General features: G+C 34.8%; 15 protein-coding genes and 1 riboswitch. Of the genes, 2 read left to right on the forward strand and 13 right to left on the reverse strand.

The window, feature by feature from the left end:
* Window positions 1-2: 2 nt before the first annotated feature.
* The 8 genes from HFD15_RS06380 to ribD all read right to left on the reverse strand — a co-directional run bounded on the left by HFD15_RS06380 (window position 3) and on the right by ribD (window position 7,312).
* Window positions 3-1,625: a glycosyltransferase family 39 protein gene (locus tag HFD15_RS06380; RefSeq protein WP_058208399.1), complete on the reverse strand. Its 1,623-nt coding sequence runs from the start codon at window positions 1,623-1,625 to the stop codon at window positions 3-5.
* A 139-nt stretch (window positions 1,626-1,764) separates the two neighbouring features.
* Window positions 1,765-2,208 carry a divergent PAP2 family protein gene (locus HFD15_RS06385; RefSeq protein WP_003130996.1) on the reverse strand — a complete coding sequence of 148 codons (444 nt, stop codon included), beginning with the start codon at window positions 2,206-2,208 and terminating at the stop codon, window positions 1,765-1,767.
* A 147-nt stretch (window positions 2,209-2,355) separates the two neighbouring features.
* Window positions 2,356-3,261 (reverse strand): RluA family pseudouridine synthase, encoded by a 906-nt coding sequence (locus HFD15_RS06390; protein ID WP_167593441.1) that lies wholly within the window; start codon window positions 3,259-3,261, stop codon window positions 2,356-2,358.
* A gap of 60 nt (window positions 3,262-3,321) precedes the next feature.
* Window positions 3,322-3,774 (reverse strand): signal peptidase II, encoded by a 453-nt coding sequence (gene lspA / locus HFD15_RS06395; RefSeq protein ID WP_058208397.1) that lies wholly within the window; start codon window positions 3,772-3,774, stop codon window positions 3,322-3,324.
* Window positions 3,775-3,876: 102 nt separating this feature from the next.
* A complete protein-coding gene (ribE, locus tag HFD15_RS06400; protein WP_003130993.1) occupies window positions 3,877-4,341 on the reverse strand; it encodes a 6,7-dimethyl-8-ribityllumazine synthase in 465 nt (154 codons plus the stop codon).
* 27 nt (window positions 4,342-4,368) lie between these two features.
* Window positions 4,369-5,565: a bifunctional 3,4-dihydroxy-2-butanone-4-phosphate synthase/GTP cyclohydrolase II gene (locus HFD15_RS06405; RefSeq protein ID WP_058203691.1), complete on the reverse strand. Its 1,197-nt coding sequence runs from the start codon at window positions 5,563-5,565 to the stop codon at window positions 4,369-4,371.
* An 8-nt stretch (window positions 5,566-5,573) separates the two neighbouring features.
* Window positions 5,574-6,224 carry a riboflavin synthase gene (locus HFD15_RS06410; protein WP_058208396.1) on the reverse strand — a complete coding sequence of 217 codons (651 nt, stop codon included), beginning with the start codon at window positions 6,222-6,224 and terminating at the stop codon, window positions 5,574-5,576.
* Window positions 6,224-7,312: a bifunctional diaminohydroxyphosphoribosylaminopyrimidine deaminase/5-amino-6-(5-phosphoribosylamino)uracil reductase RibD gene (gene ribD, locus HFD15_RS06415; RefSeq protein WP_058208395.1), complete on the reverse strand. Its 1,089-nt coding sequence runs from the start codon at window positions 7,310-7,312 to the stop codon at window positions 6,224-6,226. The genes HFD15_RS06410 and ribD overlap by 1 nt, the downstream gene beginning before the upstream one ends.
* A 181-nt stretch (window positions 7,313-7,493) precedes the next feature.
* A riboswitch (FMN riboswitch) is annotated at window positions 7,494-7,610 on the reverse strand.
* A 170-nt stretch (window positions 7,611-7,780) separates the two neighbouring features.
* Between ribD and HFD15_RS06420 the strand changes: the two genes are divergently transcribed.
* The gene (locus HFD15_RS06420; RefSeq protein ID WP_167593443.1) at window positions 7,781-8,686 is read left to right on the forward strand and encodes a magnesium transporter CorA family protein; all 906 of its coding nucleotides are present in this window, start codon (window positions 7,781-7,783) and stop codon (window positions 8,684-8,686) included.
* 25 nt (window positions 8,687-8,711) lie between these two features.
* Here HFD15_RS06420 and parC read toward each other — a convergent pair whose 3' ends face one another.
* From parC to parE, 5 genes are all read right to left on the reverse strand, one after another.
* Window positions 8,712-11,186 (reverse strand): DNA topoisomerase IV subunit A, encoded by a 2,475-nt coding sequence (gene parC / locus HFD15_RS06425; RefSeq protein WP_029343801.1) that lies wholly within the window; start codon window positions 11,184-11,186, stop codon window positions 8,712-8,714.
* 275 nt (window positions 11,187-11,461) lie between these two features.
* Complete coding sequence (locus HFD15_RS06430; protein WP_058208393.1) at window positions 11,462-11,911, reverse strand: GNAT family N-acetyltransferase; 450 nt, start codon at window positions 11,909-11,911, stop codon at window positions 11,462-11,464.
* Window positions 11,908-12,741, reverse strand: a complete 834-nt coding sequence (locus HFD15_RS06435) for a PolC-type DNA polymerase III (RefSeq protein ID WP_003130976.1) — start codon at window positions 12,739-12,741, stop codon at window positions 11,908-11,910. Before HFD15_RS06435 ends, HFD15_RS06430 begins: the two co-directional genes overlap by 4 nt.
* A complete protein-coding gene (locus tag HFD15_RS06440; protein WP_058204530.1) occupies window positions 12,734-13,273 on the reverse strand; it encodes an isochorismatase family cysteine hydrolase in 540 nt (179 codons plus the stop codon). Before HFD15_RS06440 ends, HFD15_RS06435 begins: the two co-directional genes overlap by 8 nt.
* Window positions 13,274-13,477: 204 nt before the next feature.
* Window positions 13,478-15,412, reverse strand: a complete 1,935-nt coding sequence (parE, locus tag HFD15_RS06445) for a DNA topoisomerase IV subunit B (RefSeq protein WP_012897614.1) — start codon at window positions 15,410-15,412, stop codon at window positions 13,478-13,480.
* 274 nt (window positions 15,413-15,686) lie between these two features.
* Between parE and plsY the strand changes: the two genes are divergently transcribed.
* On the forward strand, window positions 15,687-16,325 hold the full coding sequence (gene plsY, locus HFD15_RS06450; protein WP_012897613.1) for a glycerol-3-phosphate 1-O-acyltransferase PlsY: 639 nt from the start codon (window positions 15,687-15,689) through the stop codon (window positions 16,323-16,325).
* Window positions 16,326-16,431: the final 106 nt, after the last annotated feature.

Below are 16,431 nucleotides of genomic sequence, written 5' to 3' on the forward strand. Positions count from 1 at the left end.
ATTCACTCCTTAATTTTTTTCTTTTTAAACTGCTTATCTATTAAACCTAAACTTGCTAAAGCAATCATAACAGGGGCAAATTGATAAAGGTAACGTGAATTTGTTTCCCATAGAATAAGGAAAAAACTCAATCCAACAAAGGCCAAAGCTGGAATAAACCAGGGATTTGACCAATTTCTCTTGCTGATTAAAATTCGCCAGATTTGACGCCACAGTAAAACAACTAAGCCAATCCAATAAAGGGTTTGAACAGCCTTTAGCATAAACCAACCTGTTATATTACCAGGGCCATCCAAAGAAAATGAGGTTCCTGATAAATAATCAAAGTAACGATTAATAAATTTATTTTCATGATGATAAGTATAAAACGAACTGTTCAAATCACCATATAACCAAGTATAGGCCAGCTTACGTCCAATTTGTCGCACAACTCCGACAGGTCCCATCTTCTTAAGATTGTCTATGAAGAGTTGTTTATCAGCCTCTTTTTTCGCTTCATAAGTTGGGAAAGATTCAGAATAGAGCCTCACTTTCTTATTGAATCCACCCGTTTTATTAGTTGGCGACCAAGACATAGCAATCCAGTGCATCATCGGAAGATTACGACGTTCATTAGCCTCTTGAGAAAAAGCTGGCTCGGTCGCAATAGTTGCTTTAACCATGAAATGTCCCCCAACAAATAAAATAGCAAACATTGGAAGTAAAAGCAAAAGTTGTTTCCATTTTTTATTAAGTCCAAGGAAAATCAAAACAGCAATAAGCACAATTAACACCGTTGGCTTAAATTCATAACCTATAACTGCCAATACTGTTGCCAAAAAATACCATAGAACTTGTTGAGTTATTTTTTGTGATCTAATGGCATATATAAAGAACAACAAACTAAAGGATACAAAAGGAAGTGTAATCGTATCACTATAGAGTTGTGCACCATAAACGTAAAAAGGTAAGAACCCGAGAGCACAAACATTGTATAAGAGCGCATGTCTTTTCCCGCTCAAAGCCTTAACACTTAAGGTTCCAGCTAAAACTCCGAGACTTGTCAACAGTGCAGACACTGCTGTCACAACCCACATTTTTAGTTCAACACTTCCTGCAAATGGAGAGAAAACTTGATTAAATAAAATCCCTAAAAATTGATTATTTGGATAACGAAGAAAATATCCTAAACGCGAAGCAGTTTCAGGTAATAGTCCAAAAGATTGACCATGGAGTTCTGTTGTAGAATTAAATATAACGAAATAGTCCCAAGCATGCTTACTATCAGGCACATGAATCATAAAAAGAAACGGCAAGATAAAAGTTAACAAAGCTACTACCCAAAAGCTTATTCGATAATATTTTGTTACTGACAAGTCTGTCAGTAACTCAATTTTACTGACAGACTTGTCAGTAGTTTTATTTTTATCCTTCAAGTCAAAAAGTTTTTTCGATAATTTATAAATTCCAACAAAATAAAAATAGGCTGCTATTAAAAGAATATTTCCTAACAAAAGCGCAATGATGTGATCTGCGTTCCACACTTGCGTCAAAGAAATAGCAATCCCGTTAATTAAAAGAAAGAGTCCTATCATTAAGGCAAGACAGAATCCTTTTTTATACTTAATAAATACTATATTATTCATATTACCATTTTACCATAGCTTGGCTTTTGTTTCTTACAATAACCTTAATTTTTAGATGATAATTTCTCATTTTTTACTTCGCATTTATAAACTACACTATAGTTAACGCTTACGACTCTGATTGCAACAGAATTTTTTCTTAATTCATTACTAAAGCAACAATTATTCCTAAAATTGTTCCACCCATCACTTGAATTGGTGTATGCCCCAATAATTCTTTTAAATTTTTATCTACTTTGATTCCGGCATTTTCGACATTTTGTAACATTCGATTAATAATTCTGGCTTGATTTCCTGCCTGTCTTCTAATACCTTGGGCATCATATAAAACAACGAAGGCTAAAACAGTAGCAATAGCAAAAAGCGATGAATCAAATCCTTGTCTCAATCCAGTAGCCGTTGCCAAAGCAACAACCAATGAACTATGAGAGCTGGGCATTCCACCTGTTGCAAAAATTAATTGCCAATTAATACGATGTGTCCGAATAAGTTCGATAATTATTTTAATTAACTGAGCCAGAGCCCAACTCACAATGGCTGTCATTAAAATTTGATTATGAAAAATCTGATTAAAAAAGTTCATAATAGTCTCCTTTTACTAATAAAAACCTACTAACTATCAGTAACTCTATTATACATCATCTATCTTTTATTGATGTCTGATTTGCTGACAAATACAGAAAGTCTGTCAGTAAATATAGTTCTTTTTTAAATACAAAAAAAAACAAGTTTAAACTTGTTCTCTAAGCTTTTCTAATTGTTCATTGAATATCTCAGGAGCATCAACTTGGAATTCCATAAACTCACCAGTTGTTGGATGGTCAAAACCTAATGTTTCAGCATGCAAAAATTGCCCTTTATTAGGTGTCAATGTTTTATTTGGCCCATAGAGTGGATCACCAGCCACAGGATGACCAATGTAATTCATATGTACACGAATCTGATGTGTACGCCCAGTTTCCAAGCGCAATGCAATCAAAGTATAGCCATAAAATCGTTCTAAAACCTCAAAATGAGTCACGGCTGGTTTTCCGCCAGAAACTACGGCTTGTTTTTTGCGATCTTTAAGATTACGACCAATTGGCGCTTCAATTGTCCCTTTATCATTAGCAATTTCACCGTGGACAATCGCTAAATAACGACGTTTGCTAGTCTTATCTTTTAATTGTGCTGCCAAACTTTCGTGTGCTTTATCATTTTTGGCAATCATCAAAAGACCACTCGTATCCTTATCAATACGATGCACAATTCCTGGACGAATTACACCATTAATGCTTGAAAGATCTTTGATATGATACATGATTGCATTAACCAATGTCCCTGAAGCATGACCGGCTGCAGGATGAACTACCATTCCTTGAGGTTTATTTACTACTGCAACATCTGAATCTTCATAAATGATTTCTAGTGGCAAATCTTCAGCAACAATATCAAGAACTTCCACTTCTGGAATTTCAAATTCAATCCTGTCCCCTACTTTTACTTTATACTTTGCTTTTTTTGCTTCACTGTTAACAAATACTTTATCATTTTTGATAAGTTCTGTCAGTAAGCTCCGTGAGTATTCTGTTTGATTGGCAAGCGCCTTGTCAAGACGTAAGCCTTTGTTTTCTTCGTTAATTTTTATGATAGGCAAGTTTGTTTTCCTTTTTATAAATGTTAAATAAAACTTTCTGTCAGTGATTTTTTAATCAATTTATTTTGTTTCTTTGTCTGTCAAAATTGCAATGAAAAGAAGAACAAAACCAACAGATAATAAGATATCCGCAATATTAAAAATTGGAAAATTAATAAATTCAGTTTGGAACATATCAACAACAAATCCTTGATGAATTCGGTCAATAAAATTTCCCAAAGCACCCGCAATAATTAAAGTTAATCCAATAAAATACCAGTTTTGTGCCATTTTTTTCCATAAAAACCAAAGGGCTACAACTAAGACGATCGGTGTTAAGACAAGGAAAAACCATTGTTGACCTGAAAATGAAGACCAAGCTGCTCCATCATTTTTGATATAAGTTAAACTAAGAACATTAGGCCAAATTTTTTCTGTATCTCCAAGCTGAATATTAGCAACAATCCAATTTTTAAAAATTTGGTCAGCAACAATTCCGACAACGATAATAACAAGTGACAGTAGTTTTTTCATGCTTTAATTATAGCATATTTCGCAATCTGATAGCTCGCTAGAACAGTTTTTATCCTATTTCAAAATAAAAAGCGCATTTAAATAAATGCACTTATAGATAAATTAGCCAATCTTTCTCATTAAATCAACCATTTCAATTGCTCCAACCGCTACTTCAAAACCTTTATTTCCAGCTTTTGTGCCTGCACGCTCAATGGCTTGTTCTATATTTTCAGTTGTTAGTACACCAAACATGACCGGAATATTAGAGTTTAAGGAAACATGAGCAATCCCCTTAGAAACTTCATTACAAACAAAATCATAATGAGAAGTTGAGCCTCTGATGACAGTTCCTAAACATATAATTGCTTCATATTTATTGGAAGTCGCCATTTTTTGGGCAATAATGGGAATTTCAAATGCACCTGGAACCCATGCTATATCAATTTCTTCTTCCTGGACTCCATGTCTTTTGAGTGCATCTAATGCTCCTGACAAAAGTTTTGCATTGATAAATTCATTAAATCGAGCAACTACAATCCCATATTTTGCATTCTCTGTTCTTAAATTTCCTTCTATAATTGTCATATTTCTATCCATACTTTCTATTTTACTTTAGTCAAACAAATGTCCCATTTTATTTTGTTTTACTTTTAAATAATCACGGTCAAAGGGGTTATCTTTGATTTGGAGAGCTACTCTTTCTTCAACTACTAGACCATATTTTTGAAAATCATTAATCTTTTGCGGATTATTAGTCATTAATTTCAATGATTTCACCCCAATTATTTTTAAAATTTGTGCTCCAATAGAATATTCTCGCTCATCTTCTTCAAACCCCAAAGCTAAATTAGCTTCAACCGTATCAAGTCCTTCATCTTGAAGTGAGTAGGCACGAAGTTTATTAATCAAACCAATTCCACGTCCTTCTTGTCGAAGATATAAAAGCACGCCACGCCCCTCATCATTTATTTTTTTTAATGCCTCTTCTAATTGTTCACCGCAGTCACATTTCAAGGAACCAAAAGCATCACCAGTTAAGCATTCTGAGTGAACGCGGCAAAGAATAGCTTGACCGTCACCAATATCTCCTTTAACTAAAGCAACATGGTGCTCACCATTTATTTTATTGACAAATCCGAAAATATCAAACATACCATATTTCGTTGGTAGCTTAGCTCTAGTCACCTGTTCTACTTGCAGTTCATTTTGCTTAAGATACTCTTGAATAGCTTTAATTGTGATATATTTCAAGCCCCACTCTTGTGCTTTTTCCTTCAGTTTTTCCTTACGCATCATTGTTCCATCTTCGTCCATTATTTCAACACAGACACCTACTTCTTTTAAATCAGCCAGACGCAACAAGTCAACCGTAGCCTCAGTATGACCATTTCGCTCTAAAAGACCATTTTTCTTAGCAATAAGTGGAAATACATGACCTGGTCTACGAAAATCACTTGGTAAACTCTCGGCATCAACAAGTTTTTTTATGGTTAAGGCCCGTTCAAAAGCCGAAATTCCTGTGCTAGTTTCAATATGATCAACCGAAACTGTAAAAGCTGTTCCATGATTATCTGTATTTTTCTCTACCATTGCTTCTAATTGTAAATTCTTAGCATAAGTTTCACTGAGTGGTGCGCAAATCAATCCTTTGGCCTCACTTGCCATAAAATTAATTATTTCTGGACTGATAAATTCGGCCGCACAGATAAGGTCGCCCTCATTTTCTCTATTTTCATCGTCACTAACAATAATCATTTCCCCTGCTTTAAGTGCAGCAAGTGCTTCTTCTACTTTATTATATTGGAACATTTTATCTCCTATAAAAATCCGTTGTTAAATAGTTTTTCTTTAGTTACTGAAGATTCTTTCATCAAAGAACTACTATCGCCCCATAATTTTTCTATATATTTCCCCAAAATATCATTTTCTAAATTAACAGTATCACCCACTTTTTTATCTGCAATTATCGTCTCTTTGAGCGTATGTGGAATAATGGAAACACTAAAAGATTTCGACTTAACCTGAGCAACTGTAAGACTAATCCCATCAATCGTAATTGAGCCTTTTTCGACGATATATCTCATTAAATTTAAGCTCGTTTTGATTTCAAACCAGATGGCATTTTCTTCTTTTTTTACTTCTAAAATCTGGCCAACTCCATCAATATGCCCTGACACAATATGCCCACCAAATCGGCCATTTAATGACATCGCTCGTTCTAAGTTAACTTTGGCACCCACATTTAAGGTGCCAAGATTTGAACGATTTAGACTTTCAGGCATAATATCAGCCGTAAATTCTTTTTGATTAAATTCAGAAACGGTCAGGCATAAACCATTTGTTGAAATAGAATCTCCAAGTTTCATATCCTCTAAAATCAAGGAAGCACGGATACTAATTTTGAAGGATTTTTCTCTTTTTTGCAGGCGACTCACTTCCCCTATTTCTTCAATTATTCCTGTAAACATTAAAGAAGCTCACTTTCTAATAAAATATCTTCTCCTAGATAGGTTATTTGAGGCCTATCTAGGAGATAGGCTTGATTGGGTTGCTCGATTCCATGTCCTTCAACTGGACTTGGTGCTTCTTTTCCACCAAATATTTTAGGGGCCATGTAAGTTTGAACTTTTTGGACTATCCCTGCTTTTAATGCCGAAGCATTTAATGTCCCTCCACCTTCCAAGATGATACTGTCAATCCCCTTTTCTCCTAACTTTTTGGTCAATTCTTTCAAATTCAATCTTCCTTCTAGGCAAGAAACTAAGATAATTTCACAACCCACTTTAAGAAAGGGAGCTTGTTTTTCGGGGTCAGACTCAGCTGTAGCAATAATCGTTGAAATTTCAGTAGCTGTGGAAACAATCTTGGAAGCTAAAGGACTTCTTAAATGAGTATCACAAATGATTCTTATCGGATTTTTTCCATTTTCCAACCTGACAGAGAGTTGTGGATCATCTAAAATAAGCGTTTCAACACCAATCATAATTGCCATAAAACGTGAACGGTCTTGATGTACTTTCTGTCTTGCAATTTCACCTGTAATCCATTTTGATTGACCTGCTGATGTCGCAATTTTTCCGTCTAAAGTCATTGCATACTTCATCATGACATAAGGAAGCCCTTGACTAACATAATAAAAGAAAATTTTATTTAATTCTTCACATTCTTTTTCTAAGACATTGATAGAAACTTCAATTCCAGCTTCTTTCATTGCTTTAATTCCTTTTCCTGAAACCAAGGGATTGGGGTCTAAATGCCCGATAACAACACGCTTAATTCTATTTTTTATAATCGCTTCAAAACAAGGGGGTTGTTTTCCCTGATGCGCACAAGGCTCTAAGGTCACATAAAGCGTGGATCCTTCGGGAGATTCGTTACAATCCTTAAAAGCATTGATTTCCGCATGAGCTTCCCCATATTTTTCATGATAACCTTGACCAATAATTCTCCCTTCTTTGACAATAAGGGCTCCTACTTGAGGGTTAGGGTTGACATTACCACCTCCTTTTTTTGCAAGTACAATTGCTAAATCCATGTAGTATTCGTCTTTTTTCATCTATTCATCCTTTCTAATAAAAAATAAGACCCTAAAATAAAATTTCAGGGTCTTTTGATAAATTTTCTATTTTTTTCGAGCAAAAATGCAGCTCAAAAAACCAAAAATGGAGTGAATTATATAAATTCACTCCAGAGTTTTAGGCTAAATAGACATAATACTGACTAGAGTATTATGGTTTTATTATCTTCTTTCATCCAGACTATACTGTCGGCCTCGGAGTTTCACCGAATCATGCTGCAAGCAGCTCGCGGGCTATACCGCCGGTAGGGAATTACACCCTGCCCTGAAGATTTATTCAATTGTAGCTAAAGTATAGCATTTAAATTTAAAGATTGTCAAGAAATAAAAACGTATTCTTTAAAATAGCAATTTCTCAAGTTAGTTATTAATAGTTTTCGCCTATTTATTTGCTCAAAAATTACAATTTTGCTAAAATGGCTCTATTAGAACATAGGATATCTTATCATGCAAGAAATAAAAATAAACCCTCAACTCACTTGGCTTTCTTTTAATGTCGAAGACCTTAGAAATACTTCTGAACTTGCTACTTATGGTATTGACTTAGAAACGCTTCAATATGCCGAAGATAAAAATGAACGTCCTCACACGGAGTTCATCCCTGATAGTCAAGACTTTGTACTGATTTTCAATAGTCTGGATTTACTCAATTCAGAAGTTCATTATAAGACGGTTCCCATTACTTTTGTAGCACAAAAAAATCGATTAATTACTCTTTATCATCCAGAAAATGAATATTTAATTAATCAAATTAAAAAATATTGTTTTCAAAATGAACCAGAAACGGTTTATCATCTTCTTTTCATCAGTTTATTTTTGATTTCAGAGGCTTTCTTTCCTTACTTAGAACAAATTGATAAATCAAAAGAAGAAATTAATCAAAAGTTGCGTGAAAAAACAACAAAGAAAAATTTGTTGGCCCTTTCTGATATTGAAACGGGAATGCTGTATATTGTATCTAGTGCCAACCAAAATACTTTACTACTTGAACAACTTAAAACTAAAAGTATTTACAGACAGTTCAATGAAACTGAAAAAGAGCAGCTTGAAGATGCAATTATCGAAGCACAGCAGCTTGCCAGTATGACACAACTTAATGCTCAAATTCTTGAACAATTAGCAGGAACTTATAATAATGTCCTCAATAATAATTTGAATGATAATATGACAACTTTGACAATTGTTTCTGTACTTTTGGCAGGATTAGCAGTCATCACCGGGTTTTTTGGAATGAATGTACCACTTCCACTTACTAACCAAAAAGATGCTTGGGTTTGGATTATTGGAGCTTGTATTATTCTTTGGCTACTTTATGCGGCACTCTTTCGTTATATTATTGGTCGAAGACAATAAAAAAATCAGCCAAAGCTGATTTTTTTTATTTTATTTTTACGCTTGCAATTTTTTCAAGATCATCAGCAATTGGATGTCCATTGCTTGTTCGATCTGATAATGATAAATCGCACAAATTGATATCGTATTTCTTGCCAGTCTCACTGATAACTTCTAATACTTGTTCATCAGTTTCTTTTGTCGCTGGTGCTTTAGCTTGACTGAACAAATCTAATTCTTCGGTCAATGCTGATAAATCAGCAGTTGAATTGATTAAGCCGGCTGCAAAGACGGTATGATTATTTGTCTTCAAGGTTCGTAGTACTTGAAGGCCACGGTTAGCACGTGAGGTGGCCGGAATATCATCCGTCTTGACACGTTTGATAAATGCCCGTTGAGTCAAAAGGTACCAACTATTTGAGTTAACAAAGAAGGCGGACTTAATTTTATCGCCATTTTTGAGATTCATGGCCTTGACTCCTGCAGCTCTAGCACCCAAAACTGGAACGTCATCAAGATTAAAGCGAAGGGCATAACCATTTTCAGAAATAAGCATGAGGTCTGCAAATTGAACTGGAGTGATTAGAACAATTTCATCATCTTCTCCTTTAAGTTTAGCACATGGAGTAGATTTTGAACGATAGGTCCGCCAAGGGGAGAAACTTTCACGTTCAATTTGTTTTATTTGTCCATTTCTTGTGACAACCAGTAGATTTTCACCAGCAAATTCGTCCACAATCTGAACAAAAATTACTTTCTCATCAGCTGAGAAATTAGAGAGACTTTGAGATAGATGCTCACCAATATCTTTCCAACGGATATCAGAAAGTTCATGGATTGGGCGATAAATGACATTGCCAAGATTTGTGAAAAGTAAGAGATGTTGAGTTGTTTTAGCATTGGCATAATAAAGGAGCTCGTCATCATCACGTTTACCAATTTCTTCAAGTGCTGAGGAAGCAAATGAACGTGGTGAAGTACGTTTGATGTAACCTGAACGAGTTACTGAAACTACAGTATCCTCTGCCACAATCAATTCGCTCGCTTCAATTTCAATGGTTTGAACTTCATCTTGTAATTCGCTACGGCGTGGTTTGGCAAATTTTTTCTTAACTTCACGAAGTTCGCGTTTCATTAAATTAAACAAGGTACGTTCATCGTTAATAATCGCTTTAAGTTCGAGAATTTTTTGCTCTAATTCAGCTTGTTCATTTTGTAGAGTGACAATATCGGTGTTGGTCAAACGATAAAGTTGTAAAGTAACAATTGCTTCGGCTTGCTCTTCGGTAAAGCCAAATGAAACTTTGATATTTTCTTTGGCATCTGCTTTATTTTCTGAAGCACGAATCGTTGCGACCACTTCATCTAAAATAGAAACCATGCGAATCAGACCTTCAACAATATGAAGTCTTTTTTCTGCTTTATTCAAATCAAACTGCGAACGTTTAACGATGACGTCTTCACGATGTTTGACATAAGAACGGAGCATTTGTAAGACACCGGTTTGAACAGGAGTCATATTATCAATTGCAACCATGTTGAAGTTATAATTCACTTGTAAATCAGTATTTTTAAACAAGTAATTCAAAACAAGCTGGCTATCAGCTTCTTTCTTTAATTCAATTGCAATGCGAAGCCCTTCACGGTCTGACTCATCTCTGACTTCTGCAATTCCTGGTACTTTAGCATTGACACGAACATCATCAATTTTCTTGACTAAGTTTGCTTTATTGAGCTCAAAAGGAATTTCAGTAACAATAAGTTGCTCACGACCGCCTTTCATTGGTTCAATATCGACTTTTGAACGAACAACGATGCGCCCTTTTCCTTTTTCGTAAGCTTTTCTGATTTCGCCTTTTCCTTGAATAATCCCACCAGTAGGAAAATCTGGTCCTGGTAAGAATTCCATGATTTTTTCTACATCAGCTTTAGGATGATCAATCATATGAATGGTTGCATCAATGACTTCCCCCAAATTGTGAGGTGGAATATCTGTCGCATAACCGGCTGAAATTCCGGTTGAGCCATTGACTAAAAGATTTGGGAAAGCTGCTGGTAAAACCGTTGGTTCTTTCTCAGTATCATCAAAGTTCCAAGCTTGACTTACTGTATCTTTCTCAATATCTGCTAAAAGATAGCCTGAAATTTCTGAAAGACGGGCTTCAGTATAACGCATAGCGGCTGGTGGGTCACCATCCATTGAACCATTATTACCATGCATTTCGATTAAAGGTTCGCCCATTTTCCAGTCTTGACTCATCCGAATCATCGCTTCATAGATTGAGCTATCTCCATGTGGGTGGAAATTACCCATGACATTTCCGACTGATTTCGCTGATTTACGATAAGACTTATCAAATGTGTTTCCGTCTTTATTCATTGAATAAAGAATACGGCGCTGTACCGGTTTTAAACCATCACGGATATCGGGAAGGGCCCGCTCCTGAATGATATATTTTGAATATCGACCAAATCGGTCACCCATTATATCTTCTAATGGTAAGGTTTGAATGTTTGACATATTTTAACTTTCTTTTTAGAAAATTTGTTTACTTTTTTAATTAATTATTTGCTAATTTATAAATAAATCTTTGATTTTTTACTGACAGTTCTCTGCTTTTGTCATTCTACAATATAAAATCACTTTTTCTATTCTACCACAAAATCAAAACGAAAAAAACTTACAAATTATTTATTGGTCAAAATTGATAAGATTGTTTATCTCTTTAAAATCTACTGACAGCTTAATTTGAAGTGAAAAAATTACTGACAAAGCTGTCAGTAAATTATTTCATCTTAGAATTTCAAAATCATATTGACATGTTTAATATCATCTTCGTAAAAAGGTTCAGAATTTTCAACAAAACCAAATGAAGCATAAAAATCACGCAAATAATATTGTGCTTCAATTGTTACTGCTTCTTCCCCATCTTCTTTAAGGACTTCTAAGGCTTTTTCAATGAGTCCTCTTCCCAAATTTTGTCCACGAAATTCAGTATTGACAAGGACACGACCAATTGAAGCCTCTGCAAATGAAATCCCTTTGGGAAGTAGGCGACAAAGGGCCATCAGTTGACCATTTTCATTTTCTAACCAGAGGTGTTTGGCTACTTGGTCTTTGCCATCAAGCTCTTGATAAGGGCAGTTTTGCTCCACAACAAAGACAGCAGTACGCAAGCTTAAAAGTTGATACATTTCATCTAATGTAAGTTGATTAAAACTTTTTTCTTTCCAAATTGCTGTCATTTTTCTTCCTCCATAATCGTCACGAAATTGGCTTTTTGCATTTCTTTTAGAAAATCAGAATGAATTTTCACTTTCTCTGAATTATGTAAACGAATATTTAAACTCGAACCTACGGAGTACTCTCGTTCAATCGAAATTCCAAGAACTTCAAATCGTTCCCATTTTCGCTCAAGATTTTGCTGATAATAGACTAAAGCTTTGGTGATTGGTAAATTTAACTTTCTGCGAAGGCTGTCAGTAATTTCATCAGAGCTGTCACCAAATAAATCTAACTGACCGAGTTCGTCAGTAACTTCTGATTCTACTGACAGCTCAACTTCTTCAATTTTCTGTAAATATTGATAAAGTTTTGCCGTGATTAAGCAGTCGTTGAGCGCGTCATGCGAACGTAAATCATTCATTTCTAGTAGGTCTTTAAAATTTTCTAGAGCATAAGAAGACATAGTTAATAACTTTTTACTTTCTGCCAAAGTATCATAGACACGAAAAGCCTCAACATCAGTAATGGCACAATCAATAATGGCCTGATAAAGAAAAGAAATATCAAAAGGAGCATTATGAGCCACTAATAAATGACCTTTGATGAAGTCTAAAAATTCAGGTAAAATTTCTTCAATCGTTGGTTGATTTAACAAATCAGCTGGTTTTATGCCAGTCAATTGAGTGATTTCAGTTGAGACATAAGAGCGTTGATTTTTTACTAACTGATTAAATCTAGCTTGCTCTTGATTATTCTCATCATATTTTACCGCTCCAATTTGAATAATTTCATTTTTTTGTGCAGAAAATCCTGTAGTTTCAAAGTCAAATACAACATATTTCTCAGACATTTTTATTCAGTTCCTCGATAATTTCTCTTGTTTTAATTAATTTCCCAAATTTTGGTATTTCGTCAGTTTTTGTTTTCTGGAAGTTTTTTAACTTTCTGTCAGCACAGGCGTCTTCAATTATCATCGCTTCAAATCCCAAGTCCGCCCCATCTCTGGCTGTTTTTAATACTCCATTACTCATAGACACACCAGAAACATAAATTCTACTGACAGAATTATTTTTCAACTCGTCAGCTAAGCCATAATCAGATTGTTTAAATGCTGACGGCCCATATTTTACTAATTGATGTAATCTTGGATTTTTATCCAATTCATCTTGCAAAATCATCCGAGAAAAAGCTTTTTTAGCTGATTGCCAAAGTATTTTTGGTTCAACAGTCACAATATAAACTGGCTGATTTTTTTGGTCAAATGCAGAAATTAAAGCTCGATTATTTTCAATAATTTTATCCCAGCCATAAGGAACAGCATCTTTCGCTAATTTTTTAATGAATGCTTGCAAATCAATAATAATTAAAGCTGATTTTTGCATTTTTTCTCTTTTCGTTTTTTATCTTCTTTTAGAATTTCTTCCATTATATCATAGCTAACAAAATGAAACAAAGTTTCTCTTGCTAGCTTTGCTGGCTTACGAATAGGCTTGTTGTTACACCTAAAGTGAGCAATAGTGATACTTACATCATAAATTAAAGTAAAAAACCTCGAAAAATCGAGGTTAATTATTAAAGAAAGTAACTTAGAATACTGTTTCTTCTTCCATTGTAAATTTCACATTATTTTCAATCCATTTACGACGAGGTTCAACTTTATCCCCCATCAGTACTGAAACACGTTTCTCTGCTTGAGCTGCATCATCAATGGTCACTTGAATCAATGTCCGAGTTTCTGGGTCCATTGTTGTCTCCCAAAGTTGGTCAGCATTCATTTCTCCAAGTCCTTTATAACGTTGCAAATTAGCATTTTTACCAAATTGCTTGCGAAGTTCTGCTAACTCACCATCTGTCCAAGCATACTCAATTTTTTCTTTTTTGCCTTTTCCTTCACTCATTTTATAAAGTGGTGGAAGGGCAATATAGACATGACCCGCTTCAACCAATGGTTTCATATAGCGATAGAAGAAAGTCAATAAGAGCGTTTGAATGTGTGCTCCATCAGTATCGGCATCGGTCATAATAATGATTTTGTCATAATTACGGTCGGCCAAGGTAAAATCTGCCCCAACGCCTGCACCAATGGTATAAATCATTGTATTGATTTCCTCATTTTTGAGAATATCTTGCATCTTAGCTTTTTCGGTGTTAATGACTTTACCACGCAAAGGCAAAATGGCTTGGAATTTACGATCTCGTCCTTGTTTAGCGGACCCTCCGGCAGAATCTCCTTCGACCAAATAAAGTTCATTTTTATTTGGATTTTTTGTTTGAGCAGGGGTTAATTTACCAGACAAAAGTCCTTTGTCTTTTTTAGATTTCTTTCCATTTCGTGAATCTTCACGCGCTTTACGAGCCGCTTCACGAGCCTCACGGGCTTTGATTGCTTTACGAATCAAATTTTGCGCCAATTCGCCATTTTCCATCAAATAGAAACTTAGTTTCTCAGAAACCAAAGAATCAACAACTGGACGAGCTAAAGGAGAACCCAATTTATCTTTGGTTTGTCCTTCAAATTGGAGATGTTCCTCAGGAATTAAAACTGACAAGACGGCTGTCAAACCTTCACGATAATCCGAACCTTCGAGATTTTTATCTTTCTCTTTGAGTAAATTTACTTTACGAGCATATTCATTCATTGCTTTCGTAATTGCCGTCTTCAAACCTGCTTCGTGCGTTCCGCCATCTTTTGTTCGGACATTATTGACGAATGAAAGAATGTTTTCTGAATAGCCATCATTATATTGAAGGGCAACTTCAACTTCAAAACCATCTTGTTTTCCTTCAAAATAAAGAACTGGAGTCAAACTGTCTTTATCTTCATTAAGATAAGAAACGAAATCTTGAACCCCATTTTCATAATGAAATTCTTCTTTTTCATCTGTTCGTTTATCTTCAAGACTAATCGTCACTTCTTTTAAAAGAAAAGCAGACTCATTTAGTCGTTCTGAAATGATATTATATTTAAATTCTGTTGTCGAAAAAATGCTAGAATCCGGCATGAAGGTAACTTTAGTTCCTGTTTTAGACTTTGGTGCTTTCCCAATTTTTTCTAAAGTTGTCGCTGGATGTCCACCATTTTCAAAACGTTGACGATAAACAGTCCCGTCACGAGTAATTTCAACTTCTAACCAAGTCGAGAGGGCATTTACGACTGAAGATCCAACACCATGGAGTCCACCAGAAGTTTTATAACCCCCTTGACCAAATTTACCACCTGCGTGCAAAATAGTAAAAATTACTTCCACAGTTGGAATACCCATGGCGTGTTTCCCAACTGGCATTCCCCGTCCTTCATCTTCTACTGATAAAGAACCATCAGCATTAATGGTCACTGAAATTCTGTTACCAAAGCCAGATAAAGCTTCATCAACCGCATTATCTACAATTTCCCAAACCAAATGGTGCAAACCAGTTCCGTCAGTTGATCCAATATACATTCCTGGACGTTTTCTGACAGCATCCAATCCTTCAAGAACCTGAATCGCACTGTCATCATAGTTATTAATATCTATTACCATTTATTTTCCTCTCATCGAAAGCCTATATCTTCTATCTAAATCACTATTTTTTTATCCACAATGAGCTAATAAAAAATATTCATCTTGATTATTGTACCTTGTTCAGAAAGCTTTGTCAAAGGACTGCTGACAATTTTTTCATCTAATAGTAAGAATTTTTCCAAAAGTAAGTGAAGATGTTTCAATATTGTCAGTAATCTTTATTAAAAATATGATATAATTGTACAGTTAAAAGAGATTATCGATTTTAAACGAAATAAACTTCGGAGAACTTATGCTTACTATTATTCTTCTCATTGCCAGCTATCTTTTAGGGGCAATTCCATTCGGCTTATGGATTGGCAAGATTTTTTTCAAAAAAAATCTCCATGACTATGGCTCAGGAAATACTGGAACAACCAATACTTTTAGAATTCTAGGTGTAAAGGCAGGAATTTCAGTTTTTGCTTTTGACTTACTAAAGGGGACACTTGCTACTCTTTTACCCCTTTTCTTCCATATCAATGGTGTTTCACCTCTAATTTTCGGTCTTCTTGCTGTCATTGGACATACTTTTTCAATATTCGACCGCTTTAAAGGTGGTAAAGCTGTTGCAACTTCTGCTGGTGTGATTCTTGGATTTAGTCCGCTCTTCTTAATTTACCTTCTTGTTGTCTTTATCATTGTCCTATGGCTTTTTAGCATGATTAGTCTCTCTAGTGTGATAGGTGCTGTATTTGCTTTATTGGGAATTCTTATTTTCCCTAGCATCGGATTTATTCTTACTTCCTACGACCTTTTATTCTCAATTATTATTTTTGTTTTAGCAATTATTATTATTTTACGACATAGAACAAATCTCAAAAGAATCAAAAATCATTGCGAATCCCTTGTCCCATTTGGTTTAAACTTATCAAAACAAAAAGAAAAATAGCACAATATGTTGTGTTATTTTTATAATTTTACATAATTCAACACAATATCTAGTATCTTTAATTTGACTAGATATTTTTTTTACGATAAAATAAGACTATAAAAAG

The organism is Lactococcus sp. EKM203L, from assembly GCF_011800585.1.
Lineage (GTDB): Bacteria > Bacillota > Bacilli > Lactobacillales > Streptococcaceae > Lactococcus > Lactococcus lactis.